Genomic DNA, 23,649 nt, shown 5'->3' on the forward strand with positions numbered 1-23,649 from the left:
TCGCCTTCCTCCTTATAGCACAGCCGTCTGGTGGCGGCTGGCGTGGCAGTTCAGATTGACTGCAACCGGCAAGGCGGCGATATGGCACGATTCTGCTTCCACTTTTACATCGAGCGCCGTCGTACTGCCTCCCATGCCTTGTGGACCAATTCCCAATCGGTTGATAGAAGCAATCAATTCTTCTTCGAGCGCCGCTACGTCAGGGTCCGGATGGCGTGTGCCAATCGGCCGGAACAGCGATTTCTTCGCCAGATAAGCACAACGTTCAAAATTGCCGCCGATTCCGATGCCAACAATTAGCGGAGGACAGGCATTCGGCCCCGCTACTTTAACAATCGACAGAATATAGTCTTTGACCCCTTCAATACCGTCAGAAGGTTTGAGCATTTTCAACGCGCTCATATTTTCAGCGCCTCCACCTTTAGCAGTCATGTGAAGCACCATTTTATCACCTTCCACCAGTTCAATATGGACGATGGCCGGTGTGTTATTGCCGGTATTTTTTCGATTCAACGGATTGTAGATCATCGAATTCCGAAGATATCCTTCACCGTAGCCTTTCGAAACGCCTTCGTTGATGGCGTCGCCTAAAAGTCCGCCAGTGATGTGGCAGTCCTGCCCAAGTTCCACGATGAAAACCGCTGTACCTGTATCTTGGCACATCGGCACTTGTTCAGCTTGGGCAATATCGGCATTCTCAATCAATTGCGCAAGCACTTCCTTGCCGGTTTCGGACCGTTCGGTAGAAAGTGCTTTTTTGAATGCCGAATAAACGTCATCGCCCAAATTATAATTGGCGCGCTGGCACATCCCGGCCACTTCCTCTACAACGTCGTTATAATGGATTTCCTTCATGTTGGTCCCTCCTTCCAAAATTACTTTCTTCCGGAAATATAAAATGTTCCGAGCGCTTTTGCGACAAGCGTTCCTTTGTCATCAGTAACAGTACATTCCGCCGCCACCGTACTGCGGCCACGGCGCAAAATGACCGGTGCCGCCAACAGACGGCCGCCTTGCCCTTTTTCAATGAAATTCACTTTCAGCTCCAGCGTGAATACTTTCTCGCCTTCCGACAAGGTTTTTAGAATGCTGAAGCCGATCGCCACGTCCGCCAAGGTGTAAATTGCGCCTCCTTGCGCGACGCCATACGTATTTTCGTTCTGCGCGCCAAGTTTCATCTCCGCTGTCCCGTCAGCATGCTGCTCGATTCCAAGAAATCTCCCAAGAAAATGCATCGGCACAGTGTTTGGTTGATGCGTCCGTGAAGACTCGCCGTAAAGCGACAGCACATACGCCACTTCATCCAATTCTTTTTTATCCAGCGCGGCCAGCCCTTTTTGCAGCTCATCTAACCGTCCGCGATTGTTGTCAGCCATATGCTCGCCCTCTTCACCTACAGATTGTCCATCAACTCTTCAACGCTGTGCACTTTTTCCAAATTCAATAATTTCTCAGCGATCCGTTCTCTCTTTTCGGCTGGAAAATCATTTGCCATGCCGATGAATTTATCGTACAACTCTTGTGCAGTTACCGCGTTTTCCGGATCCCCTTTCGGATATTCGGTTACCATTTTGACCGAATCGCCACCTTTGAATGCCACTTCCACTGCCGCTCCCCATTTTTTCGGGTAGCTGGCATCGATGCCGGGTTCCGTAATGACCTCCACTTTTTTCATCAGCTCGCGCACTTCGTCGTCCCACAGGGATTGTTCATTGAAATCCGCCAAACTGGCGCTGCCTTTCAATAGGGCCAATGCTGAGCAGAACTGAAGGCTGAACTTTGCCGCATATTCGGTTTGCGGAGCTGGATCGTCTGTGATGTTCAGCGCGACTTGATAGGATTCGACTTTCACCGATTCAATCTCTTCGAGTGATGGCTTGCGCTCCTTGAAAATGTCAATTAGCATGTCGACCGCATGATGCGTGTGCCGGCATGAAGCATGAATTTTAAATGAGTTCTCCATGATTTTAAATTGTTGGCCTAAGCCTTCCGTTATACGCGTTTCGTCGTATTCCTCGCTCATCGCCTTGAAAAAGCCACGGTCGCCTTCGAGAATCTTGCGGGGACCGGTAAACCCTTTTTGGGCCAATAAAGCCGCGAGTACGCCGTTCATTGAAGCTTTCGCGGTATGAAGCTGTTTTGACATCGCGCCGTCTTCGATAAACTCCCATAGACCCGCCGCTTGCGTCCCAGCGTTTCCGAGGGCCGCAATCGTCTGTTCCTCATCTAAGCTAAGCAATTTTGCCGCGGCGATTGCCGATCCGAATGTTCCGCAAGTCGCGGTATTGTGCCAGTAATAATAATGCGAAGGCGATACAGCTTCCCCGATCCGGAAACAGACTTCATAGCCGGCGACTACGGCTGTGATCAATTCTTCCCCCGATAATTTCTTCCATTCCGCAATTGCCAGCGCCGCCGGGATGACGACAGTGGCCGCATGGATAATCGAACCTTTATGGATATCATCAAGTTCCACGACATGGCTTGCTGCGCCGTTGACCATTGCCGCATTCAAAACGGATGACTTTCCGCCGGTAAATAGGCGCGCTTGTTCACTCCCGCCCAGATCAGATGCAAGTTCCGCAATCATCTGAACTGGCCTTTTGCCGGAACCGGCAATCGCCGAACCGAAATAATCCAAGATGCAGAGCTTCGTAAATTCCACCACTTCCGCGGGCAATTCGCTGTATGTCAGCGCTGTGCTGTATGCCGCAAGCTTTTTGCTCAGTTCAAGCGCTTGTTCTCCTTTTACTTCTTGCATTTACGTCATCTCCCTTGCCAGTTTGCTTTCCGTTTTTCGTTAAAAGCCAAAATCCCTTCCTGGCGGTCAGCTGAGTTCGCGCATTTATAATATTGATCCAGCTCAATCACCAGCGCTGTATTCAAATCGGTTTCGATTCCCGTGTTAATCGCTTTCTTCAACGCTTTCAGCGACAGCGGCGCATTTGCCGCAATTTCCTTGGCAATCGACAGCGTCACTTCCAGCAATTCCTCTTTTGGCACCATGCCATTCAAAATGCCTGTCTCAAACGCTTTCTGCGCCGGGATCTTATTGCCTCTGAACAGGAATTCCTTTGCCAGCCCGATCGGAATCGCACGCGGCAGTAATTGCGTGCCGCCGACTCCAGGAATAATGCCGAGCTTCACTTCAGGAAGCCCCATCTGAGCGTGTTCTGATGCATAGCGTAAATCACAGCTCAACAACATTTCCATGCCCCCACCAAGCGCAAAGCCATTGACAGCCGCAATGACCGGATACGGAAAATTCCTCAGGCAGGCATAAGCTTCCTCGAAAATATCGTGCTGTTTCTTCCATTGTTCATTCGTCATGCCTTTTCGCTCTTTCAAATCCGCGCCAGCGCAAAAGCTTTTTTCACCGGCAGCGGTCAACACAAGCACGCGCAGATTTGGCTTTTCCTGAATTTCCTTAAGGCATTCGATCAACTCGATGCCCATTAGCGTATTCAGCGAATTCATCGCCTCTGGCCGGTTCAATTCAAGGATATAAACGTTTTCAGAAGCGTAATCTTCTTTTAATTTGATTGTTTGCCAGTCAGCCATCTTGTCATCCCCCAAGTTTTCAACGTTTAATTGTTCGGCACCGGATATTTCCGGTCAGAAGGCCCTGCTTTCAAAATATAGCTCGACGTCTTATGGCCGACCACTTTTTCAAGTATGCGGGAGGTTTCAATCAACCCTCCGAGCGAAATGCCGGTTTCGATGCCCATAGTGTGCAGCATGTGGACCGCGTCTTCCGTACAGACATTCCCGGTCGCTCCTGGCGCAAATGGACAGCCGCCGAGCCCGCCGAGCGATGTGTCAAAACTGTCCACACCCGCTTGAATGGCTGACAAGATGTTGGCAAGTCCCATTCCTCTTGTATTATGGAAATGCAGATTGAATTTCTGCTGTGGGTGGACTTTTTTCAAGCTCTCCAGCAGTTCAAAGACTTGCCGCGGATTCGCCATGCCTGTCGTATCCGCTAATGTGATGATATCAATTGGCAGACCGATAAGTTTTTTCACCAGCTCACTGATGCGTTCAGGGGGCACATCCCCTTCAAACGGACAGCCAAACGTAGTCGCAATCGACACATTCATGATGATTCCATTCGCCTTGCAAAAAGCATGGATTGCTTCGAGCTCTTCCAGAGATTGTTCTGTGGTCTTGTTCACATTTTGCAGGTTATGGGTATTGCTCGCTGAAAAAACGAAATTCACTCGTTCCACGCCTTTCAAACTCGCGAGCTCTGCGCCTTTCAAATTCGGAATCAACGCAATCAACGCCGAATGGGCTGGTTCTTTGGCAATTTGGGCATAAAACTCACCGCTGTTCGCCATTTGCGGCACCGCTTTCGGATGGACGAATGAACCGAATTCAATCGTTTCGACGCCCGCATGGACCAACCCGTCAAACAGCTCTTTCTTTTCCTCAAGGCTGGCGATCTTCGCCTCCAATTGAAGCCCATCTCTTAACACGACTTCGTTTATCTTCACATGCTGCGGAAAATGCATAATGCCCCTCCTTTGAGATCATGATGCCCCATCAAAACTTTCGCTTTATTTCGGCTACAGCCCGTTAATCAAAGCAATTATATAAATTAAACTAAATAAGCTTTTATACATCGCTTCGTAAGATACTTTTCGATATGGAGTAAAACCTTCTTAGTTTAATTTATAGTTGTATTTTGTATCCAAAATAATGGCGAAAATTTTTACCCGCTTTGCTGCACTTGGATTTGCTGGATTGCTGCAGCCAAGTGCGCGTCGGGAGGAGCTTTTATTGGCCTTTTAATGGCTTATTCTTTGTCCATTTCATCAAAAACTTCTTTTGCGGAGCGAAAACTGTCGATTGCTGCCGGCACGCCGCAGTAAATCGCTGTTTGCAGGAATATTTCTTTAATTTCATCGCGTGTCAGGCCGTTATTGATTGCGCCTCTGACGTGAAGCTTTAATTCATGCGGGCGATTGAGCGCTGTGATCATTGCCAAATTGATGATGCTTCTTGTTTTTCTTTCCAAACCGGGACGTCCCCAAATCTCACCCCAGCAATATTCTGTAACCAATTCCTGCATCGGCATATTGAAATCCGTCGAATTATTGATCGAATTCTCGACGTATTCGGCTCCAAGAACGCTTTTTCGAATTTCTAATCCTTTTTCAAATTTTGCTTTATCCACATTCATTCTCCTGTCTTAAGGTTATTTTGAAAGAATTCAAATAAAGTGAAAAAGCTGGCTATGGATACAGCCAACTTTTTCAATTCCAGCCATAATGGCCATTATTCTCCAGCAGCTTCTCTTGCCGCTTCGTATACATCAGTGCCAATTTCCTCTTCAAACTCTTCATAGATTGGCTCCAAAGCAGTTCTGAATTCTTCCACCTGTTCAGGAGTCAATTCAGTGATTTCGATTTCGCCGCGTTCTTTGATCAATTCCAATGCTGCTTCATTCAAAGTAAGGGCTTCTTCACGTGCCACTTTCGTGCCTTCTTCAACGCCTGCTTCAACAATCGCTTTTGTTTCTTCGTTCATGCCTTCCCAGAATTCAGTGTTTGTGAAAATTGCGTAGTCAACACGTGTATGGTTCATAATTGTCATGAATTCTTGCACTTCATCGAATTTTTTCGATTCGATGTTGCTGAATGTATTTTCCTGTCCGTCAACTACTCCTTGGTCCAATGCAGTGTAAAGTTCACTGAATGGAATCGATTCAGAACCGGCTCCAAGCGTTGAGTAAACCTCTTCAAGAACTTGTCCGCCTTGTGTACGGAATTTCAATCCATCAAAATCAGCTGGAGATGTGATGGCACGTTCGTTATTCGTTACATGTTTTCCGCCATTCGGCCACATTTTCAAGCCAAGTACACCATCTGCTTCAAGGCTTCCCAAAATTTCTGTTCCTTTTTCCCCATCCCAGAAAGCGATGGCTTCATCATCGTTGTCAAACAAGAACGGCAACGATGGAACGTTGAATTGCGGGTTGTTCCCTACGAATTTAGATAAATCGGGAGCAATGAATTGTACGTTATTCGATACTAAGTTTTGGTATTCATCTTGGTCACCGAACAAAGAACTGTTTGGGTAGATTTCAACTGTGATCTTGCCATCCGACTCTGCTTCAATATATTCTTTCATCGCCAATGCACCTTGGTGCTTCGGTGTGTTTTCAGCTACTACGTGCGAAAATTTAATCGTCGTTTCTTGAACCCCATCCGCGCTTTCCGATCCACCGCCTGACTCCTCGCTTCCGCAAGCTGCCAAAACAAACCCGACCACCAATAAAAATAACAATAGTGTTACCTTCTTCATGTACTCTTCCCCCTTGTATGTTTGTTTTCCTTTAGTGCTGCCCAGCCTATTTCGTTTTTTGAAAGGGTTTTCATTTTACCGTTTACGCCTCCCTTTTCATTGAACTTTTACTGCTGATTTGGAGTCGGTTCCCTGTTTCTTGATTATTGGATACAACTCAACCCCAAATTATCACAGCAAAATCATATTGTAAAGAAAAATTTTAATTTTCTAATACTTTAATTCAGACTCATTAATTCACTTTTCCAGTCTCCTTCTTTAAAAGGCGAGGATTATTTCTAATAAAAACTCAAATTTCCGTTTAAATATTTTTAATAATTTAACTATTTGGTCTTGTTATTCTAAAACGCTTATATTATGATTTGACTTAGCATCTCGTATCCAAAATACATGAACGGGATAAGGAGGAGAATTAATGAAAATTTTAGACTGGATTGAAAGCGCTTTCTCAGCTGTTTTATTTTTAGCAGGAATTGGAATCAGTTTGTATTCGGTATTCATGCGTTATGTAATAGGAGCATCACAAAGCTGGGCAACAGAAATTTACACCATGCTGCTGGTGTGGGCAATCTTCATCGGTTTCTCCACTGCCTTAAAAGAAGACAAACATATTGCCATCGATATCATTTATGACCGAGCAGGCCCAACCTTCAGAAAAATTTCACAAGTTTTCACTCTTTTGGTCGGAATCTCATTCAGTGTTTTCGTTATATGGACTGGCCTGGATATGGTTATGACCGCATACGAACAGCAAATCAAAACCATCGATCTTAACTTCCCGATCTGGATCAACTATTTGATTATGCCGATTGCCGGTACATTGCTGTTTATCCGGTTCTGTGAAAAAGCCTATAAGTTTTTTGTTAAGAAAGAAGACGTTACTCACGGGGAGGATATTCTATGGAAGCAGTAATTGTAATTGGCTTATTATTCTTCTTTGCTTTATTGCGGGTGCCGATTGCCATCAGTTTGGCGATGTCCAGCATCATCGGCTTGTATCTGGTTGATTTTTCTTTAAATACTGTTATTCAGCGGATGTTTACCGGTGTCAACAGTACGACGCTTATGGCAATTCCGGGCTTCGTATTCGCCGGTTTGATTATGGCGCAAGGCGGAATTTCAAAATATCTGATTGAAGCCATCCGCGTATGGGTTGGCCATACAAAAGGCGGCCTATCAGTTGTAACCGTGTTAACGTGTATGATATTTGCAGCGATTTCCGGTTCCAGCCCAGCCACTGCTGCGGCAATCGGCGCCATCATGATTCCGATGATGGTCAAAGCGGGATACGATAAAAAGTATTCCATGGGATTGGTCGCATCTGCGGGGACGCTGGGAATTTTGATCCCGCCTTCTATTCCGCTGATTTTGTATGGATCGGTTTCAGAGCAGTCTACCGGCAAATTATTTTCCGCCGGTATTTTACCTGGTTTGGTGCTCGGTTTAGCACTCATCATTTATGCCGTAATCGTTGCCCACAAAAAAGGCTATGGCGGTTCACCGAAAGTTCCGTTGAATGAAAGATGGCGCCCGACTCTTAAATCCATTTGGGGTTTAATAATGCCAGTTCTTATTTTGGGAAGCATTTATACCGGTGTCGTTACACCGACTGAAGCATCATTCTTGGCGGTTTTATATTCTTTGATCATCTCGATATTCGTTTACCGTGAGTTAGATCTAAAAAAATTCAGAAATATTTTAACAGAATCCATCAACACCACAGCGATGATTTTCCTAATTATCGCAGCCGCTCTTGTGCTCGGAACTTTCCTTACTACAGAACAGATTCCACAAAGCTTTGCGCAATGGGTCAGCGACAGCGGCTTTAACAAATGGACATTCTTGCTGATTATCAGTTTGCTGTTCTTCGTCCTCGGGATGTTCCTGGAGCCGACAGCTATCATCCTGATTACGCTGCCAATCTTGCTACCGATCATCACAGCATTGGAAATTGATGTTATTCACTTCGCGATCATCATGGTTGTAAATATGGAGCTCGGGATGATTACCCCTCCAGTTGGTCTGAACCTCTTTGTCGTCAGCGGGATAACCGGCGAGAAAGTGGAAGAGGTTATCAGAGGCGTCGTGCCATTTTTCGCGATATTCGTTATCGTTTTGGTCATCGTCATCATCTTCCCGCAGCTTTCGTTATTCCTGACATAACAGTAGAATTTAATTGGCATAAGAAAAAAGACAGGGCGACTGCCCTGTCTTTTTCTTATGTCCTATGTGTTGCTTAAGTTGAACGCTGAGCGCAGGAGTACATCCACCGCCGCCGGCATCGATGCTTCATCAAAATCAAAGCGTTCGTTATGATGCCCTGCTGCCAAGTCGCTTCCTACGATGCAATAAGTCGCCGAGCCCCCGAGTTCTTTCACCCGTTCCATGTAATACGTGGCGTCTTCAGATCCAGCCGCATCGGTCGACCAGGCTGTTACTTTATTGAAATATGGAGATTCTTCGGCTATCGCTGCAAGATCTTCGACCAGCTTGCTGCTCGGCATGCTGCTTTTCGCTTCGCCGACAATATCCATCTCCACTTCCACGCCGTACATCGCAGCCGCCCCCGTTAGGACAGCCAGTGCCTGGGAGCGAATAAAATCATTGATCTCAGAAGTTTCACCGCGCGTTTCCAATTTCATCTCAGCGAGCGGCGCAATGATGTTGCGGCCTGAACCGGCAGTCAATACACCGACATTGATGCGGGAAGCTCCTGCTGAATGGCGCGGAATGCCGTATAGCGCAAGAACTGCTGACGATGCAGCCGTTAATGCGTTGCGCCCTTCTTCCGGTTTGCCGCCAGCATGCGAAGCTACGCCTTTAAAAGCGACATCCAATTTCGTCGTGGCAAGGAATCCGGAATTGCCGGCGATGAATTCGCCTGTCGGAACACCTGTCCCAAGGTGCATCGCAATGAAGAAATCCACATCATCCACTACGCCAGCCTCCACCATCGACTTCGCGCCGCGCGTCCCTTCTTCAGCTGGCTGGAAAATCAATTTGATTGTCCCTGCCATCTTTTCTTTATTGTCCATCAACGCTTTTGCCAAACCAAGGCCTATAGATGTATGCCCATCGTGACCGCAAGCGTGCATTTTTGAAGCATTCATCGAAGCAAAGCCATTTTCAAAAGGTACATGCCCACCCGCCATGTCTTCTTGGATATCCAGCGCGTCCATGTCAAAGCGGTAAGCTAGCACTGGGCCGGGCTTGCCGGTTTGCAGCGTCGCTACAATTCCCGTCATCCCACCTTTGAATTTCGGCAGCCAATCGAGGTCTGCTCCATTTTGTTCGGCCCAGCTATAATGAGCGTCCAGAATTTCTTCCGAAGGGACGCCCATGCGATGTTCCGCTTTCATGACGTCTTGCGCCCATTTCAATTCGTAGCCAAGTGACTCTAAATAAGGTGCAACAAGTGATGCTGTGCGCATTTCCAAAAATCCAGATTCCGCATGCTTATGCAGATCCCTGCGCCACTTGATCATCTCTTCCTGCAATTCGTCGCCAATCCCTATTCCCATCATGAAATCTACTCCTTTCATCTTTTTACAATCTGCCTAGCTTACAAGAAAGGCGTAATGCCTGGTCCGTATTGTAAGCCTGCATAGAAGAATATGAGGAACATGATAATCCAAACGACTAAGAAAGATAGCGTATATGGAATCATCAACGAGATCAATGTCCCCATTCCCGCTTTTTTATCGTATTCACGCATGAATGAAAGAACAACGATGAAATACGGGTTCAGCGGCGTCACGATATTCGTAGACGAATCCCCAATCCGGTAAGCCATTTGGGTAAATGCCGGATGGTAGCCCAGCTGCATGAACAACGGCACGAAAACTGGAGCTTCCAGCGCCCATTTCGCAGAACCAGAAGAAATCAGGAAATTCAGCATTGATGTAAAGAGAATATATCCGATAATGAGATAGATTCCTGTGAAATTGATTTGTGTCAGCAATTCAGCCCCATTGACCGCTATCCAGGTTCCGATATTCGTCCACGTAAAGTAAGCGATAAACTGAGCCGCGGCAAAAATCAAGACAATAAATCCAGACATGTCTTTAATGGATTCCCCCATAAAGCCGACTGCATCCTTTGAACTTTTGATGACTCCGACCGTTTTTCCATAGGCTACACCAAGGACGATGAAAAGCCCCAAGATCACCGGTACGATTCCTGTTAGAAAAGGCGAAGGGATCAATCCGCCATCTTCGTTTCGAAGCGATGACCCTGGCAGAAAGATGAGCAAAGCAATTAAAGCAAGGTAAGCCAAAGCCGCAAGTCCAGCATTACGCAACCCTTTATTGGCTTTTGGATGTTCTTCAGCACTGACATCTATGACAGCGTCCCCTTCATACTTTCCAAGTTTCGGTTCGATGATTTTTTCAGTAATCAGCCCCGCAACTATAGTCAAAACAAAAACAGAAACGATGTTAAAATACCAGTTATCTGCGGGTGTCACAATAATTGAGTCGTCCAAGATAGCGGCAGCTTCCGTTGAAATACCGGAAAGCAAAGCATCTGTACCAACAATCAATAAATTTGCGGTGAAACCGGCGCCCGCACTGGCAAAGCCAACAGCAAGCCCTGCAAGCGGATGGCGTCCGACTTTATAAAAAACCATCGCAGCTAGCGGTGGAATCAAGATTTGTGCCGCATCTGAAGCAATGTTTCCCATAATTCCTACAAAAGCAATCGCGTAAGTGACTAATGCCGCGGGAGCTTTTAAAATCGTCTTACGGATGGCTATTTCCAATAAGCCGACCTTTTCTGCAAGTCCGATTCCAAGCATTACTGCAAGGACGGTTCCAAGCGGCGCGAAGCCGGTAAAGTTGGTGAGCATGGATGTGATTATGTATTCCAAACCCGTCCAAGACAACAGGTTCTGAATAGCAAGCGTCTCGCCAGTACCCGGATGGACGACAGATGCATTGAACAAACTGAAGATAAATGATCCTATAATGACTGCAATGGACAAATACACGAAAATCATGAATGGATCAGGCAGCTTGTTCCCTATCTTTTCTATTGCGTTCAAGAATCGGATAAAAATACCCGTCTTTTCCGCCTGCTTCTCTGGACTTTTCATATTGCGCCTCCCTAAACAAAAGAATTTTTATTCATTTTAACAATATTATATACATTATTTTCAGGATTACTCAATATTATTTGAAGAAAATTGCATACAAGCTTATTTTTAGCGAACTTTATAACTATTTTTTAAACAACCATAAAGTTCGCTGATCAGCCACGGTTTTCGTGGCAACTCCACCAGCAGTCAGTTTTTCAGTTTTTTAAGGGCGCTGACCGTCACATCGACCATCGTATTGATGCCGATTTCCAGCGCATCTTCGTTGAAGAAAAATTCCGGATCGTGGAGTGGCTTCGATTTTTCTTCCCCTTCTTTCGCACAGCCCAACCAGTAGAAAGCACCCGGGTATTCGGCCAAAAATCGTGAAAAATCTTCGCCTGCCATGGAAGGGTCTACTTTTGGCAATGCATCAGCGCCGTGCAGCTCTTCAGCGCGTTCCCGAATCAGCTCTGCCCATTCTGGCGTATTGACGGTAGCGTCATAGCCTTCGATGTATTCATAGTCGATTTCCGTTTCAAATGCTTCTGCGAAACCTTTTACGAGACTGCCGATTCTCCGTTTTACCGTTTCTTTCGCCTGGCTGCTATAAGTTCTGACTGTGCCATTTAATTCCACACTGTCCGCGATAACGTTATACCGGTACCCTCCGCTGATTGTGCCGATTGTGATGACCGCTGATTCCAGCGGATTGACATTTCGGCTGACTATCGACTGCAGCGAAGAGATAAATTCGGCAGCGATGACGATGGCATCTTTGCCTTGGTGTGGCATGCTCGCGTGCCCGCCTGCACCTTTGATCGTGAAGATAAGCCTGTCGGAAGCCGCCATCATTTCCTTGTCCCTGACGCCGATCTGGCCCACCGGCAAATCCGGCCATACATGCTGTCCAAAAATGACATCCGGTTTGAACTCATCAAATACTCCGTCTTCCATCATCGGCCGCGCTCCGCCGATTGGCGTCGATTCCTCGTTTGGCTGAAACACAAGCAGCACACGCCCAGGCAGCTGGTCTTCCATTTCTTTCAACTTGAAGGCTGTGCCTAGCAGCATCGCGGTATGTGCATCGTGTCCGCAGGCATGCATTTTCCCAGCTGCCTTGGATTTGAATTCAACATCCGCCTTTTCCGAAATCGGCAAGGCATCAATATCTGCACGCAGCGCCACTGTGCCTCCTGTGCCGTTTCCTTCAATGATTCCAAGCACACCGGTTTTTGCAAATCCCGTCTTAAACGGAATGCCAGCTTTTTGGAGCTCTTGTTGAATGCGTTCAGACGTTTCCCATTCTTCTCCGCCAAGCTCCGGTTTCTGGTGCAATGCCCGCCGAATTTCTTTTACCCGCTCTATATCCACCATGCAACTCACCCTTTCCTTATCGCTTTACTTTCTTTTTGAGGATAGCATAAATCGAAATAGCGATGTTGAATAATTCCAATTCATAAAATATTGCATCATCTTTACTATATTTCGGCTCTCGAATAACTGCGACCGATGACCCAATAGAAAAAGGCTGCCCCAAAGCCATATTCATGACTTTCCGGGACAGCCTTTTGTACTTTATTCAATTGATTAATTCAAGCCGAAATCGCTGACCAAAGCGGCAAGCCCGCCTTGGTAGCCGCTGCCGATGGCGTTGAATTTCCACTCCGCTCCGTGGCGGTAAAGTTCTCCGACGACAAGCGCCGTTTCAATAGAGAAATCTTCCCCAAGGTCGTACCGCAGAATTTCCTGGTTGCTGCTTTCGTTCATCACGCGGATAAATGCGTTTGATACTTGGCCGAAATTCTGGCCGCGGCTTTCCGCTTCGTGAATAGTTACAGTGAATACCACTTTATGGACGTCTGCAGGCACATTCGGCAAGTCCACGATCACTTGCTCATCGTCGCCTTCCCCTTCGCCCGTCAAATTATCGCCAGTGTGGACGACAGAACCGTTGCCGCCTGATAGGTTATTGTAAAAGATAAAATCTTCCGGGCCACGTGATTTGCCATTTTCCGCTACCAGAAAAATGGATGCGTCCAAGTCGAAGTCGCCTCCGCCGCTGTATTTATTGGTATCCCAGCCAAGTCCTACTAAAACTTTTGTTAATCCTGGATTGGTTTTTGTTAAATCAATTTTCTGGCCTTTTGTTAAGTTGATCGTTGACATACGTGAATTCCTCCTCAGATTAAGTAGCTTTGCGTTGGGTATCTTCGTATTTCTTCTGCAACTCTTCGATGCGCAAACGCCCTTGCTCGCGCATTTTGCGGTTTTCGTCTTCAATTGCACGGGTTTCATTCATGCCCTGCATAATTGTCTCCCATGTTTGCTCAATCGTTTCAATTTTGATGCTCGGCTGTCCAGACATGCGCGCAATGTCAACACTTTGGCGTGAGATGTCGTTGGCATTTTTCAAAAGCATTTCGTTCGTACGGCGGTCAAGCTCGTTCATGCCTTCGGCAACCAAGCTCTGGCGCTTCGCGGCAATCGCGTTGATCAACCCTGTTTTAAAGATAGGGATTGTCGTGACGAAAGCGGAATTGATTTTCCCGATGAGCTTCGTATTGCCCCGTTGCAGCATGCGGATCTGCGGCGCCGACTGGTAGGAAACCTGTTTTGCCATCTCCAAGTCGTAGACGCGCTGTTCCAACAATTCAATGGCGTTCTGCAGTGAGTTCAATTCCATCAACGCCATCTGATTGCCGCTTTCCGCCTTGGCTTGGACGCCAGGCAATTGCTGTTTCAGTTCGTCGATTTTAATATCGCCTGCTGCAATATATTTTTCCAGCTCCATAAAATACTGGAAGTTCTTGTCGTACAGCTCTTCCAAAGTCGTAGTGGACTTTTTCATTTCAGATTCATATTTCGTGATCTCGACATAGACCTTATCGATTTCCGTACCCATCGTTTGGTACTTGCTGAATAATTGTTCGATCACTTTATTGCCTTTGTTGAAAATTTTGTTGAGAAAACCTTTCTTCTCCACAAAATCCTTCTTGTCGAACTTATCCATGATTTTGCCCAGCTGCTTCAGCAACTCGCTGGATTCCTCCATGCTATTCGCTTGAACCGTGTTCAATACTTTGCCGGTGAACGCTGAAATTTCATTTGCCGGCTCACGGCCGAACTCCAATAATTCAATCTGGTTTTTTGGATTGATTTTTGAAGCCAGCTGCAACACTTCAGGATTTTTCTTCAGCTGGACTTTCAGTTCGTTCTCGTTTTGCATTGCGAGTTCTTGTTCTTCGATTTGATTTGGCATCGTGTTCATCAACTTTCCCTCCTTTTATGGTTAAAGCCATTTTCTGAACATTTTTTTCACCACTGACGGTTCTCTATATGGTTCGTCGTAGCTTCTGTCGTCCAGCCAATGCGTATCAATCAAATCCGCATCTATCCAGCGCTCGATGTCTTGATGGGCTTGTGGATTGATGATGATCACATCCAATCCGAAAGTGTGGATCAAGGCAATCACGTTAGCATCCGCGCGGCTCAGTTCCCCATCTTTTTCTTCGTTGTAAAAAAGCAGCGTCGGCACAAATTGCGGATAATCGAATTGCTGGATCAGTTTGATGACCGGATCCGGCAGCGACATCGATTGTGAAAATTGGTAAAGCTTCAAGTCTTCCAGAGACTCTCCTGGCTGCGGAGCGAGCATGGGCTTTTCCACATGCCGCGCAATCGCTTCGCACAATGCCGTCTGTAAACCTGTCGGCAGCCTTCCGTACTTCCACCAATTTGCGGTCTTCATCTTTTCCGGATCTAAGCGGCCATCTTTGCCAAGCGCCGCGCGATAATGGAATTGTTGATTGCCTTTCCGTTCCTCAATAAAAGGGAAACTGCGAATCAATAAAGTATCTTCGCGTTCATCCAGGTTATGGATGTTGTCCCAAAAACGCTTGCGGTCCTTTTCGATTCCCATAATTTTCGCGAAAACCACTGGAATGATGACGCTTCCACGCTCCACTGCAAATGACGGCCGCACCATCGCCCGTTCTTTTGCCAAGATAAAAGCTTCATCGATGGTGGTTTTCAAGCGGACTGATTTGGTTGCGTAGGATTTAAACTGGAACGGCTTGTACAAGCCAGAATCATCGTGATGCAAAAGCCGGTCCACTTCCTGCGTTGCCCGGAAAGCGACTGTTCCGACTCTCTCAGGCCGTTCCAGCGGGAAAGGCGGCACTGTATCCGCTGTGATTTGGAAGCTATGCGACGGCAGATCTTTTTCACCGACAGCATCTTCCAACCATTGCTTGCCTTCAGGGTCGTAGACGATAAGATGGAAGCCGAACTTCGCTGCGAATTTCATGAACCATTTTTCACTTTCCGTCGTTTCCCCATACCACAAAAATCCAGGCAAACCTTTTTCAAGTGCCAATTTATCCAGCTCCGGCTCCACGTGGTTGAACGTCCACTTTACAAGATCGGTCGCCACGCGCCGGAAAGAAGAAATCGTCGTGCTGCCTCCCGATTGCTCCTGAAATTCCTTCAACACTTCAATCATGATGAGGCGGATCCGACGATTCAAGCCCGCGTCCTTCAGTCGCGGAAGCAAACCCTTGCCGTCCAGAAATGCCACGATGCGGCTAGGGGACAGTCCCCTTTCCTTATTATTCATTTCGAATAAATCCTGAAGGCTGCGCAGACGTTCTCCAGAAATTTGCTTATTCAAGTTGCCCGACAGGCGGATCAGCCTGCCATCCGCTTGTTCAAGCAAATCATACATTGCTGCAAAATAATCATCGGCATCCAGCGGCATGCCGAGAAATTGCCCCAGCAGCTGCGGATACGTTATGGTTTCATCTTCCACTTTCGTTTCAGGGTGCGCAACCAGCGGTTTAGCCAGCCATTCACCCAGTTTTTCCGGATCCCACGTTCTCACGCGAACCGGATGCAGCTGAACCATGGGAATCCCCTCCTCCTTTATTTATATTGCAGAACCACTTTCGCGATACGCTCAAGAATTTCTTCCCCTGCTCTAATACCGCTTTGTCTAGTCACTTCAATATGGGCTGAAATCGGAATGTTGCTCTTTACAGCTTCTCCGTGGGCAGCAAATAGCCCAAGGTCCGCACTTTCGAGGAGGCAATGGTCCAATAATGAATCTCCGGCCGCTGCCACAAAGCTTGCATTGACCCGTTCTTTCACATATTCCATAGCGCCCGACTTTGTGATGCTGACTGGCATGAAATAGAGCTTACGCCCCTGCAACGACATGTCCCAGCCGATTTCACGGAAAATTTTCGTGTATTCGCTTAATCTCTCTTCCGGAAAACGATCACGGTCGACAATTAGATAGACGAACCAATCGTCCGCCTGGCGCACTCGCAGCACCCAGTCTTCTGAAAAATGCTGCTTTATTTTTGGCAGCAGTTCCTCGATAACCGTTTTATCACTTGTGCATTTCTGGCGCAGCCGCTCAGACCATTCGCGAATCGGCTGTCCATTCTCCAAGATGACCGCACCGTTTGAAATAACGGCGAAACGAGGCGTTTCGCCGTTTTTGAAAATACCGGTTACACGCTCGTACTGCGCTTGAGTTCTTGTAGTCACCGGCAGGAAAAACGTCGATTCCGAAAGTTCCCACAGCGCCTGCTGGCTTTTTTCAGTCATAAACGATTGCGGATTTCCTTCAAAACGCTCCACTTCTCGCAATTCTGCCTCTAAGACATCAAGCCCCATTGACCGGCGGGAATAAATCAAAGTCTGATCCAAATCACTCGCAAAAAGAATTGTCATAATTCTTTCCCCGATCTGATCAAGCCAATTGCCTGGTAAAACAAGGCCGGCACTTCTTCGACGTCTATGCCTTTTTCTTTCGCCAAAATCAAGATATGCTGCACATCCGGATTATCGAGTTCGCGGACATACACCTTCCATGGGCTTCGGCGCAACAGTACTCGCGTCGTTTCGCCGACGCCTGGTTTGACGAGGTGGTAATCCCGTTCGCTGTACATTTTATCGCCGATTTCTTCCACTTCCCGCATGCCTTGCCATGTCCGCTCCGCTGTTGCTGGAGAACTTTCAGCGGCTTTTTCCACTGCGTCCGCTGTTGCCTTGAATTCAGCAGTTACCTGATTGATGAAATCATTGGATAAGTCATCCTGAAGCAGTTCGGCATAGAATTTGGCGCCGTGGAAGTCATTTTCACCGACGTATTTATCATTTAAAATGGTACGGCTTACAAGCCCAGACACTGTTGCGTTCAAACAAGCGCTTGGAATCAGGAAATCTTCCCTTGTGCCAAACAATACGGCGCATGCTCCGGGATCGGCCAAGACCGCCATATCATCTTTCAGATTCGAGCCGTTTTTATCATTCAAAAGTGCAACCGATTTTGTCAGTTCTTTTTGGATGGCACCTTTCCCAGTCCAACCGTCAACGAATTGAATGCGGCTTTCGGGGTGTTTTTCGCAGATGGCTTCCATCGCTTTTTCATCGATCCCTTTATCACGCAAAATCGATACGCTGTAATGTGGCCAATCCATGCCTAAAATCTGTTGCGCGTAGCGGCGGATCAAAATGCCGATCGGGCTGCCGGCGCGCGCAAGAGAAACGAGTACAATATCATCTGTCCCCGCATTCATGTGGATGCGGCGAGCTACAAGGCCAACCAAAGAGCCCAAATATGACTTGGTTTTTTCGACCGTAGCATGATACAGTTTCGTGTATTCTTGGGACGGCACGTATTCAATCGGCAGGCGCTCTGCATAATGCGCTCCCGCTTGTACCGCTTGTTCACGTTCCTCGAGTGTACTTTCGGTGAAGTCATCAGTTACATCTTTCAATAAAAAAGTGATATCTTCTTTCGAATAGCTTGTTTTGACCAGTCCTGCTTCAATCATCAGGCTCCATCCCCCGCTTTCTTGTTCGTCAGAGAAATCCATTTGACAGGCGCTTTTTTCTCTAAATAAGAAATCAGCGGCTGCCAGTCTTCTTCTAATGTGACAGATTCAGCTAGCAAATAAATCGTTGTTATATCAAGCTTGTCCACGTTATAGATGAACTGGTTCACTCCGTCAGCATCAGGCAAGCTGAATTTCACTTTTTCTTTGATGGGGTATTCTTCGGTGTCAGAAGCAAAAATCGGGCTGCGCGTAGTTGTTTGGACAAGTGCATTGCTGTCCAGTTCCAAAGCGAAGCGGAGCGGCAAATACATATTCTCGCCAATGCCGATTACCAGCGGCTTTTCATTTGCTGTCAGCTCTCCAGCCAGCGCTGAAGCCTGTTTTGCCCAGCTGCCGATTTCTAAATGGGCAGTGCTGGACAAGCCGAAGCGGCCAGTCAGTGGAATATAGCGGTGGCCCGTGGCCGATTGATGCGGCAATGGTTTTGAAAATACAATTTCCTCCAGTTGTAAACTGCTTGTTCCTGACAAATTTTCCAGTTCGCCGTCTTCCGGCGATGAACCGTGCCGGAGTTCGAACTCTCCGGCCATTAAGGCAAGGACTGCGATGCTGATGTTCCGGTCCGCTTCAAGCTGGCTAACATTTTGCCGCTGTATTTCATTGCGCCAGTCGAGTATCGACAAGGACGTATATTTTTTGCCTGGGAATTGCTCATCCAAGGCTTTTATGAGATTGATCAAGGTATTGCCCGTAGAGATCTCGTCATCAATGAGCACGATGGCTTCCGCATCTTCGAGCATTCCTTCTGGAGCATAAACTCTGTGGGAAGTCGCGTGGGAATGTTCTTCTTCAAAAACAAAAGATGGGGCTACTCCATTTATGTTTTCTCGTGTTGTATGAATATAAAAAGCATCTTCAAAATGCTGAAAAACAGAATGGCCTAATCCGGTAGCCGTTTCCGCCATGCCGATAAAAACCGTTTTCTCTGGCAAAGCAATTCTATAGTCCAATGCTTTTTTCAGCAAAGCGGGATCAGGAATTCCCTCCCCGATCATGCGTGCCAGTTTCTGTGTTTGAGGCGGTGCAGAAAGGCTCTCTTTTTCCATCAGTAAAGAAGCCAGCAAAGTGCCGGTGCCTAACGCAATGGCTGGATTGACTGCCAAATGCTTGGCGATCAGCTTGCTGACAAACAGGAATTGCCGTTTTTTATTGACCCGAAGAGCCATCGAAAAAAGCGATTCCACTGGCAGCCCCTGAAAAGATTGGTTCACCGTAACCAATAGTTCAAGAGAATCCCATAATTTATAATTGTTTTGATAATTGACTTGCTCGAATGTGGTTGAGGACATCGATTGGTTTAAAGTTTTCATTCAGCACCCCATAGACTTCCGCCTGGGCGGCAATTTTCCTTGCCCAGCTCAAATGCGGTTTTACTTCGTTCATTTTGTTTCGGGTCGGGCTTTGCAGTACACCATTATGCGAATCGCTTTCGGACAAAATCAATGCAGCATCTGTGTAACTTTCTTGCGAGACGATATAGCCGGCATTGACAATCATTATTTGGGACGGATGGATGCAAGTTTTGCCCTTGAATCCGTTAAGGGCATCCAATTGCACTTCTTCCCATAGCACCTTCTCCGGAACGCTTGTGAGCCAACCTTGTCGGTTAGCAGAGAAATGTTCATAAACTGGCCCTGATACGGTGAAACCGTCTTCGGCTCTGCCGAAACGGTTCAGCACATCGGCCAAGCAGTCCCTGATTACGTGGACATCGTAAATTGTTCGTTCTGCAGGACGGCGCAAGCCATATAAACTGGAAAAATCAGTGGCGCCGACTCGGACCGTCAATACACGGTCCACTTCCGCCAACAAAATTTCATGGATTTCCTGCAGTGCCTGGTCGCGCGTTTCGGAATACAGCACTTCTCTCGTTTCAAGCAGGGGCAGGGCGTATAAATTGCGCCCCGCTGCCGCACTGGCGCGGTCAAGCGCTGGAAAGAATGCCAAAAGGTTCTCCGGTTCGCATTTCGGAAAGACGATGCCGGTCAAAACGCTTAGGGAGGTACCGCACAAAGCCGTCATCTTGTCGAGTTGCTGCGCGTTGCGGATCCGCAGGAAAAGAGCCGGTCCGGCCTCCAGCTGAAACGCCTTCGCTTTTTCCAACCGTTTCAGCTGCTGAACGACATTGTCTTCCGCCTGCAAAAGCTGTGAGTCTGCAACAGCATCCTCCAGGCAAACGATCAATGTCGTCAGTCCAGAAAACGCATCACGGCTGTATTGCCCAGATAATATCTTATGGGCGAAATCCGGCCTGGAGCCGGGCGTGTAAAGCGCCGCTCCCAAAGCCAACCCCAATGTTTCCCGTTCTGCATCTCGGTTGAATTCTGCCGGGGTATATTTAAAAAAGGTTTTTAAATCAGAATCGTTCAAAACGCCAAAATGTCTCATAACTTCTTTCCTCCCGGCCCCGCCGCAACAGCAAGCACCTTAAAATTAATAACGGAATTAATGGATAAAAAAAGCAAGGAGACAGCCTCCTTGCTTTTTTGCTTTCAAATCAGCTGTCGAGGCCGAAGTCTTTAACTAGTGAGCCAAGGCCGCCTTGATAGCCGCTGCCGATTGCATTGAATTTCCATTCAGCGCCATGACGGTAAAGTTCACCAACGACAATCGCCGTTTCAATCGAGAAATCTTCTCCAAGATCGTAGCGGATCAGTTCTTCATTTGAATCGCCATTGACGATACGGACGTAAGAATTGCTCACTTGCCCAAAGTTCTGCCCGCGGTTTTCCGCGTCGTGGATTGTGATTGCAAACGTCACACGTTCGATTGTTGCTGGAATTGTCGACATGGTCACTTTGACTTGCTCATCGTCCCCGTCGCCTTCACCTGTTTTGTTGTCGCCTGTATGCTCTACTGAACCGGCGGCTCCAATCGTGTTGTTATAGAAAATAAAGTCGGCTTCAGAAGCTGCTTTGCCGTCTGCGTTTAAAAGGAATACGGATGAATCCAGGTCAAAGTCCTGTCCTCCATCGTATTTGTTTGTATCCCAGCCTAAACCGACGATTACATTCGTAAGACCCGGATTTGATTTAGTTAAATCTACTTTTTGACCTTTTGATAAATTGATTGCCATTGCGCATGCACCCCTTAAGCGTATTTGTTTGCGATTGATCCGATATCTGCATCCATTGTTCCTTCACCGATAGCGGAGAATTTCCAATCAGAGCCTTGGCGATAAAGTTCTCCAGGGATCAATGACATTTTGCCTCCGTAGTTTTCAGTAAGGTTGTAATGGATAAGTTCTTCTTTAGATTGGTTGTCTACTAAACGGATGAAAGCATTTTGGATCATGCCGAAATCCTGTTTCTTCTGTTTTGCGTTGTAGATATTGACAACGAACACCAGTCGGTGAACAGATGGCGAAATGCTCTTCAAATCGATTTGGATCGTTTCATCGTCGCCTTCTCCTGCACCAGTCAAGTTATCGCCTGAATGGACAACGCTGCCGTCCTTGCTTTTCTTGTTGCCGAAATAAATCAGGTTTTCTTTGCCTTTCAGTTTGCCGTTCTCATCCAATAGGATAACTGAAGCGTCACAGTCCACTTCTGAACCGCCTCCGCCGCCTCCACCAAGCAAGCCGCCCAAAAATCCGCCGCTCTTCTTCGTTTCAACAGGGTCCCAACCCAATCCAACCATAATGCTCGATAGAGAGGAACGTCCTTTTGTTAAATCGATCTTCTGACCTTTTACCAAGTTAATAGCCATTCTTTTGCACTCTCCATTCATCTTTATGTACTCTTCTATAAGTCTATTTGTAATTCCGGAAAATTTCAATTATTAAGGGCTTTCAATCCCAATTACAGCTGGAACCGTTTTACCAATTCTGCGTCTTATTGATATAAGTTGAGTTACAGATTGAAAATTTCCCGCCGGCGCGTCTCCGGAATAACGGCCGGTATTATTCTATACGTTCATCCGGCAAATAAGTTTCATATATGCGGCGAGAGAGTTGTATAATTACAAAAAGCGATGGGTAAACAATAGCAGACAGCCTGTTTTATTGAATGATACTCGGAAAGGAGCCTTTCATGTGGCATTAATCTCCATAGTTGTGCCGGCTTATAACGAAGAAGCCAATATCCAATTCATGTATGAAAAATTAGTTCAGGAACTTCAGCCGCTCCCGTTCGATTATGAAATCATGTTTATCAATGATGGATCAAGCGACGGTACGTTACAGCAGATCCTTGCGCTCGCGGATGAACATGCCGACGTCAAATACATTTCATTGACCCGCAACTTTGGAAAAGAAGCGGCACTTTTTGCCGGGCTGAAACGGATCCAAGGCGATGCCGCTATTTTGATGGACAGCGACCTTCAGCATCCGCCGGAATTGATCAGCGAAATGTTCAGCGGATTTGAAGAAGGGTTTCACCAAGTCGTTGCGAAGCGGTCGCGCACAGGCGATAGCAAATTGCGAAGCGTGTTTTCTTCCTTCTATTATAAATTAGTAAATTTTGTTACTGATGTCGATTTTGCTGACGGCGAAGGCGACTTCCGGCTGCTGAGCCGCAAAGCCATTAATTCGATTCTTCAGCTCAGCGAAAGCAATCGCTTTTCGAAAGGCCTTTACTCGTGGATCGGCTTAAGCAAAAAGATCATTTCGTACGAAAATGTTTCACGGTCAGCCGGAACTTCCAAATGGTCTTTTGGCAGCTTGGTGAACTATGGCATCGACGGAATCATTTCTTTCAATATGAAGCCGCTGCGCATTTGTTTCTATACCGGCTTTATCGTTCTGGTCCTCTCAATTATCTATATTGGTGTGACCTTCTACAATATTATGGTGAACGGCATCGGTGCACCCGGTTATTTCACGACGATTACAGCCATCTTGTTTCTCGGCGGCATTCAGTTGATCAGTCTTGGCGTAATCGGAGAATACGTGGGGCGCATTTACAATGAATCTAAGCGCCGCCCGAATTTCCTTGTCGATATCAGCAATGCGGATGAATACGATGCTCCTTAAACGCCTGAATACGGAATTCAACCGGTTTGTCGTTGTCGGAGTCATCAACACCATCACCTATTACAGCATTTATTTGCTGCTCCATAAATGGGCTGGGCTGCCATACTTGCTTGCGCATGTCTTCGGCTTTCTGATTTCTTTGAATGTATCTTTCTTTTTAAACTCTTACGTTACGTACAATGTAAAACCGACACTCAAAAAATATCTTTATTTCCCGTTAACGCAGGTAGTCAATATGTCAGTTTCCACCTTCCTCATTTATGTATTTGTGGAATTCATCCATTTAAGCAGCAATATCGCTCCATTCGCGGCCGTTCTGTTTACAGTGCCGATTACTTTTCTCGTTTCGAGCAGAATCATGAAGGGGCCTGCGCGCTCTAAATAATCCG

23 protein-coding genes are annotated in these 23,649 nt (G+C 46.8%); 4 read left to right on the forward strand and 19 right to left on the reverse strand.

The window, feature by feature from the left end:
• Positions 1-12 precede the first annotated feature (12 nt).
• The 7 genes from AC4EHB_RS08540 to AC4EHB_RS08570 form a co-directional block, all read right to left on the reverse strand.
• Positions 13-855, reverse strand: coding sequence for a fumarate hydratase (locus AC4EHB_RS08540; protein WP_490975144.1), 843 nt, complete (start codon positions 853-855; stop codon positions 13-15).
• A gap of 20 nt (positions 856-875) precedes the next feature.
• Complete coding sequence (locus AC4EHB_RS08545; RefSeq protein ID WP_490975145.1) at positions 876-1,376, reverse strand: PaaI family thioesterase; 501 nt, start codon at positions 1,374-1,376, stop codon at positions 876-878.
• Between the two features lie 17 nt (positions 1,377-1,393).
• Complete coding sequence (locus tag AC4EHB_RS08550) at positions 1,394-2,761, reverse strand: MmgE/PrpD family protein (protein WP_490975146.1); 1,368 nt, start codon at positions 2,759-2,761, stop codon at positions 1,394-1,396.
• Between the two features lie 5 nt (positions 2,762-2,766).
• Positions 2,767-3,561 carry an enoyl-CoA hydratase/isomerase family protein gene (locus AC4EHB_RS08555; RefSeq protein ID WP_490981199.1) on the reverse strand — a complete coding sequence of 265 codons (795 nt, stop codon included), beginning with the start codon at positions 3,559-3,561 and terminating at the stop codon, positions 2,767-2,769.
• A gap of 26 nt (positions 3,562-3,587) precedes the next feature.
• Entirely contained in the window at positions 3,588-4,514 is a 927-nt protein-coding gene (locus tag AC4EHB_RS08560; protein ID WP_490981200.1) for a hydroxymethylglutaryl-CoA lyase, read from the reverse strand.
• A gap of 284 nt (positions 4,515-4,798) precedes the next feature.
• Complete coding sequence (gene pcaC, locus AC4EHB_RS08565; RefSeq protein ID WP_490981201.1) at positions 4,799-5,179, reverse strand: 4-carboxymuconolactone decarboxylase; 381 nt, start codon at positions 5,177-5,179, stop codon at positions 4,799-4,801.
• 101 nt (positions 5,180-5,280) lie between these two features.
• A complete protein-coding gene (locus AC4EHB_RS08570; protein ID WP_490975150.1) occupies positions 5,281-6,309 on the reverse strand; it encodes a DctP family TRAP transporter solute-binding subunit in 1,029 nt (342 codons plus the stop codon).
• A 415-nt stretch (positions 6,310-6,724) separates the two neighbouring features.
• Here AC4EHB_RS08570 and AC4EHB_RS08575 point away from each other — a divergent pair, with 415 nt between their 5' ends.
• Both AC4EHB_RS08575 and AC4EHB_RS08580 read left to right on the forward strand, forming a co-directional pair.
• On the forward strand, positions 6,725-7,222 hold the full coding sequence (locus AC4EHB_RS08575) for a TRAP transporter small permease (RefSeq protein WP_490975151.1): 498 nt from the start codon (positions 6,725-6,727) through the stop codon (positions 7,220-7,222).
• A complete protein-coding gene (locus AC4EHB_RS08580; protein ID WP_490981202.1) occupies positions 7,210-8,472 on the forward strand; it encodes a TRAP transporter large permease in 1,263 nt (420 codons plus the stop codon). The genes AC4EHB_RS08575 and AC4EHB_RS08580 overlap by 13 nt, the downstream gene beginning before the upstream one ends.
• Positions 8,473-8,534: 62 nt before the next feature.
• Here the strand turns inward: AC4EHB_RS08580 and AC4EHB_RS08585 are convergent, their stop codons facing one another.
• The 12 genes from AC4EHB_RS08585 to AC4EHB_RS08640 all read right to left on the reverse strand — a co-directional run bounded on the left by AC4EHB_RS08585 (position 8,535) and on the right by AC4EHB_RS08640 (position 21,996).
• The gene (locus AC4EHB_RS08585; protein ID WP_490981203.1) at positions 8,535-9,833 is read right to left on the reverse strand and encodes an amidohydrolase; all 1,299 of its coding nucleotides are present in this window, start codon (positions 9,831-9,833) and stop codon (positions 8,535-8,537) included.
• Between the two features lie 38 nt (positions 9,834-9,871).
• A complete protein-coding gene (locus AC4EHB_RS08590; RefSeq protein WP_490975154.1) occupies positions 9,872-11,401 on the reverse strand; it encodes an AbgT family transporter in 1,530 nt (509 codons plus the stop codon).
• 189 nt (positions 11,402-11,590) lie between these two features.
• Positions 11,591-12,757, reverse strand: a complete 1,167-nt coding sequence (locus tag AC4EHB_RS08595) for a M20 metallopeptidase family protein (protein ID WP_490981204.1) — start codon at positions 12,755-12,757, stop codon at positions 11,591-11,593.
• 213 nt (positions 12,758-12,970) lie between these two features.
• Complete coding sequence (locus AC4EHB_RS08600) at positions 12,971-13,549, reverse strand: TerD family protein (RefSeq protein WP_490981205.1); 579 nt, start codon at positions 13,547-13,549, stop codon at positions 12,971-12,973.
• A gap of 19 nt (positions 13,550-13,568) precedes the next feature.
• A complete protein-coding gene (locus AC4EHB_RS08605) occupies positions 13,569-14,651 on the reverse strand; it encodes a toxic anion resistance protein (protein ID WP_490975157.1) in 1,083 nt (360 codons plus the stop codon).
• A gap of 21 nt (positions 14,652-14,672) precedes the next feature.
• Positions 14,673-16,286, reverse strand: coding sequence for a YceG family protein (locus tag AC4EHB_RS08610; RefSeq protein ID WP_490975158.1), 1,614 nt, complete (start codon positions 16,284-16,286; stop codon positions 14,673-14,675).
• Positions 16,287-16,303: 17 nt separating this feature from the next.
• Positions 16,304-17,119: a hypothetical protein gene (locus tag AC4EHB_RS08615; protein WP_490981206.1), complete on the reverse strand. Its 816-nt coding sequence runs from the start codon at positions 17,117-17,119 to the stop codon at positions 16,304-16,306.
• Positions 17,116-18,225: a cysteine protease StiP family protein gene (locus AC4EHB_RS08620; RefSeq protein WP_490975160.1), complete on the reverse strand. Its 1,110-nt coding sequence runs from the start codon at positions 18,223-18,225 to the stop codon at positions 17,116-17,118. The genes AC4EHB_RS08615 and AC4EHB_RS08620 overlap by 4 nt, the downstream gene beginning before the upstream one ends.
• Complete coding sequence (locus tag AC4EHB_RS08625) at positions 18,225-19,598, reverse strand: phosphoribosyltransferase domain-containing protein (protein ID WP_490975161.1); 1,374 nt, start codon at positions 19,596-19,598, stop codon at positions 18,225-18,227. Before AC4EHB_RS08625 ends, AC4EHB_RS08620 begins: the two co-directional genes overlap by 1 nt.
• Positions 19,531-20,676 carry an HpcH/HpaI aldolase/citrate lyase family protein gene (locus AC4EHB_RS08630; protein WP_490981207.1) on the reverse strand — a complete coding sequence of 382 codons (1,146 nt, stop codon included), beginning with the start codon at positions 20,674-20,676 and terminating at the stop codon, positions 19,531-19,533. The genes AC4EHB_RS08625 and AC4EHB_RS08630 overlap by 68 nt, the downstream gene beginning before the upstream one ends.
• A gap of 109 nt (positions 20,677-20,785) precedes the next feature.
• A complete protein-coding gene (locus AC4EHB_RS08635) occupies positions 20,786-21,364 on the reverse strand; it encodes a TerD family protein (RefSeq protein ID WP_490975163.1) in 579 nt (192 codons plus the stop codon).
• 14 nt (positions 21,365-21,378) lie between these two features.
• The gene (locus AC4EHB_RS08640) at positions 21,379-21,996 is read right to left on the reverse strand and encodes a TerD family protein (RefSeq protein ID WP_490975164.1); all 618 of its coding nucleotides are present in this window, start codon (positions 21,994-21,996) and stop codon (positions 21,379-21,381) included.
• 325 nt (positions 21,997-22,321) lie between these two features.
• Between AC4EHB_RS08640 and AC4EHB_RS08645 the strand changes: the two genes are divergently transcribed.
• Positions 22,322-23,260 carry a glycosyltransferase family 2 protein gene (locus AC4EHB_RS08645; protein WP_490975165.1) on the forward strand — a complete coding sequence of 313 codons (939 nt, stop codon included), beginning with the start codon at positions 22,322-22,324 and terminating at the stop codon, positions 23,258-23,260.
• Positions 23,250-23,645 (forward strand): GtrA family protein, encoded by a 396-nt coding sequence (locus AC4EHB_RS08650; RefSeq protein WP_490975166.1) that lies wholly within the window; start codon positions 23,250-23,252, stop codon positions 23,643-23,645. Before AC4EHB_RS08645 ends, AC4EHB_RS08650 begins: the two co-directional genes overlap by 11 nt.
• Positions 23,646-23,649 lie beyond the last annotated feature (4 nt).

This window comes from Planococcus sp. TJ-302 (assembly GCF_058268455.1).

Bases quoted from the DNA above. Each gene is read 5' to 3' on its own strand.
- AC4EHB_RS08540 (WP_490975144.1), bottom strand. From the start codon at position 855: ATGAAGGAAATCCATTATAACGACGTTGTAGAGGAAGTGGCCGGGATG.
- AC4EHB_RS08545 (WP_490975145.1), bottom strand. From the start codon at position 1,376: ATGGCTGACAACAATCGCGGACGGTTAGATGAGCTGCAAAAAGGGCTG.
- AC4EHB_RS08550 (WP_490975146.1), bottom strand. From the start codon at position 2,761: ATGCAAGAAGTAAAAGGAGAACAAGCGCTTGAACTGAGCAAAAAGCTT.
- AC4EHB_RS08555 (WP_490981199.1), bottom strand. From the start codon at position 3,561: ATGGCTGACTGGCAAACAATCAAATTAAAAGAAGATTACGCTTCTGAA.
- AC4EHB_RS08560 (WP_490981200.1), bottom strand. From the start codon at position 4,514: ATGCATTTTCCGCAGCATGTGAAGATAAACGAAGTCGTGTTAAGAGAT.
- AC4EHB_RS08570 (WP_490975150.1), bottom strand. From the start codon at position 6,309: ATGAAGAAGGTAACACTATTGTTATTTTTATTGGTGGTCGGGTTTGTT.
- AC4EHB_RS08575 (WP_490975151.1), top strand. From the start codon at position 6,725: ATGAAAATTTTAGACTGGATTGAAAGCGCTTTCTCAGCTGTTTTATTT.
- AC4EHB_RS08580 (WP_490981202.1), top strand. From the start codon at position 7,210: ATGGAAGCAGTAATTGTAATTGGCTTATTATTCTTCTTTGCTTTATTG.
- AC4EHB_RS08585 (WP_490981203.1), bottom strand. From the start codon at position 9,833: ATGATGGGAATAGGGATTGGCGACGAATTGCAGGAAGAGATGATCAAG.
- AC4EHB_RS08590 (WP_490975154.1), bottom strand. From the start codon at position 11,401: ATGAAAAGTCCAGAGAAGCAGGCGGAAAAGACGGGTATTTTTATCCGA.
- AC4EHB_RS08595 (WP_490981204.1), bottom strand. From the start codon at position 12,757: ATGGTGGATATAGAGCGGGTAAAAGAAATTCGGCGGGCATTGCACCAG.
- AC4EHB_RS08600 (WP_490981205.1), bottom strand. From the start codon at position 13,549: ATGTCAACGATCAACTTAACAAAAGGCCAGAAAATTGATTTAACAAAA.
- AC4EHB_RS08605 (WP_490975157.1), bottom strand. From the start codon at position 14,651: ATGAACACGATGCCAAATCAAATCGAAGAACAAGAACTCGCAATGCAA.
- AC4EHB_RS08610 (WP_490975158.1), bottom strand. From the start codon at position 16,286: ATGGTTCAGCTGCATCCGGTTCGCGTGAGAACGTGGGATCCGGAAAAA.
- AC4EHB_RS08615 (WP_490981206.1), bottom strand. From the start codon at position 17,119: ATGACAATTCTTTTTGCGAGTGATTTGGATCAGACTTTGATTTATTCC.
- AC4EHB_RS08620 (WP_490975160.1), bottom strand. From the start codon at position 18,225: ATGATTGAAGCAGGACTGGTCAAAACAAGCTATTCGAAAGAAGATATC.
- AC4EHB_RS08625 (WP_490975161.1), bottom strand. From the start codon at position 19,598: ATGAAAACTTTAAACCAATCGATGTCCTCAACCACATTCGAGCAAGTC.
- AC4EHB_RS08630 (WP_490981207.1), bottom strand. From the start codon at position 20,676: ATGAGACATTTTGGCGTTTTGAACGATTCTGATTTAAAAACCTTTTTT.
- AC4EHB_RS08635 (WP_490975163.1), bottom strand. From the start codon at position 21,364: ATGGCAATCAATTTATCAAAAGGTCAAAAAGTAGATTTAACTAAATCA.
- AC4EHB_RS08640 (WP_490975164.1), bottom strand. From the start codon at position 21,996: ATGGCTATTAACTTGGTAAAAGGTCAGAAGATCGATTTAACAAAAGGA.
- AC4EHB_RS08650 (WP_490975166.1), top strand. From the start codon at position 23,250: ATGCTCCTTAAACGCCTGAATACGGAATTCAACCGGTTTGTCGTTGTC.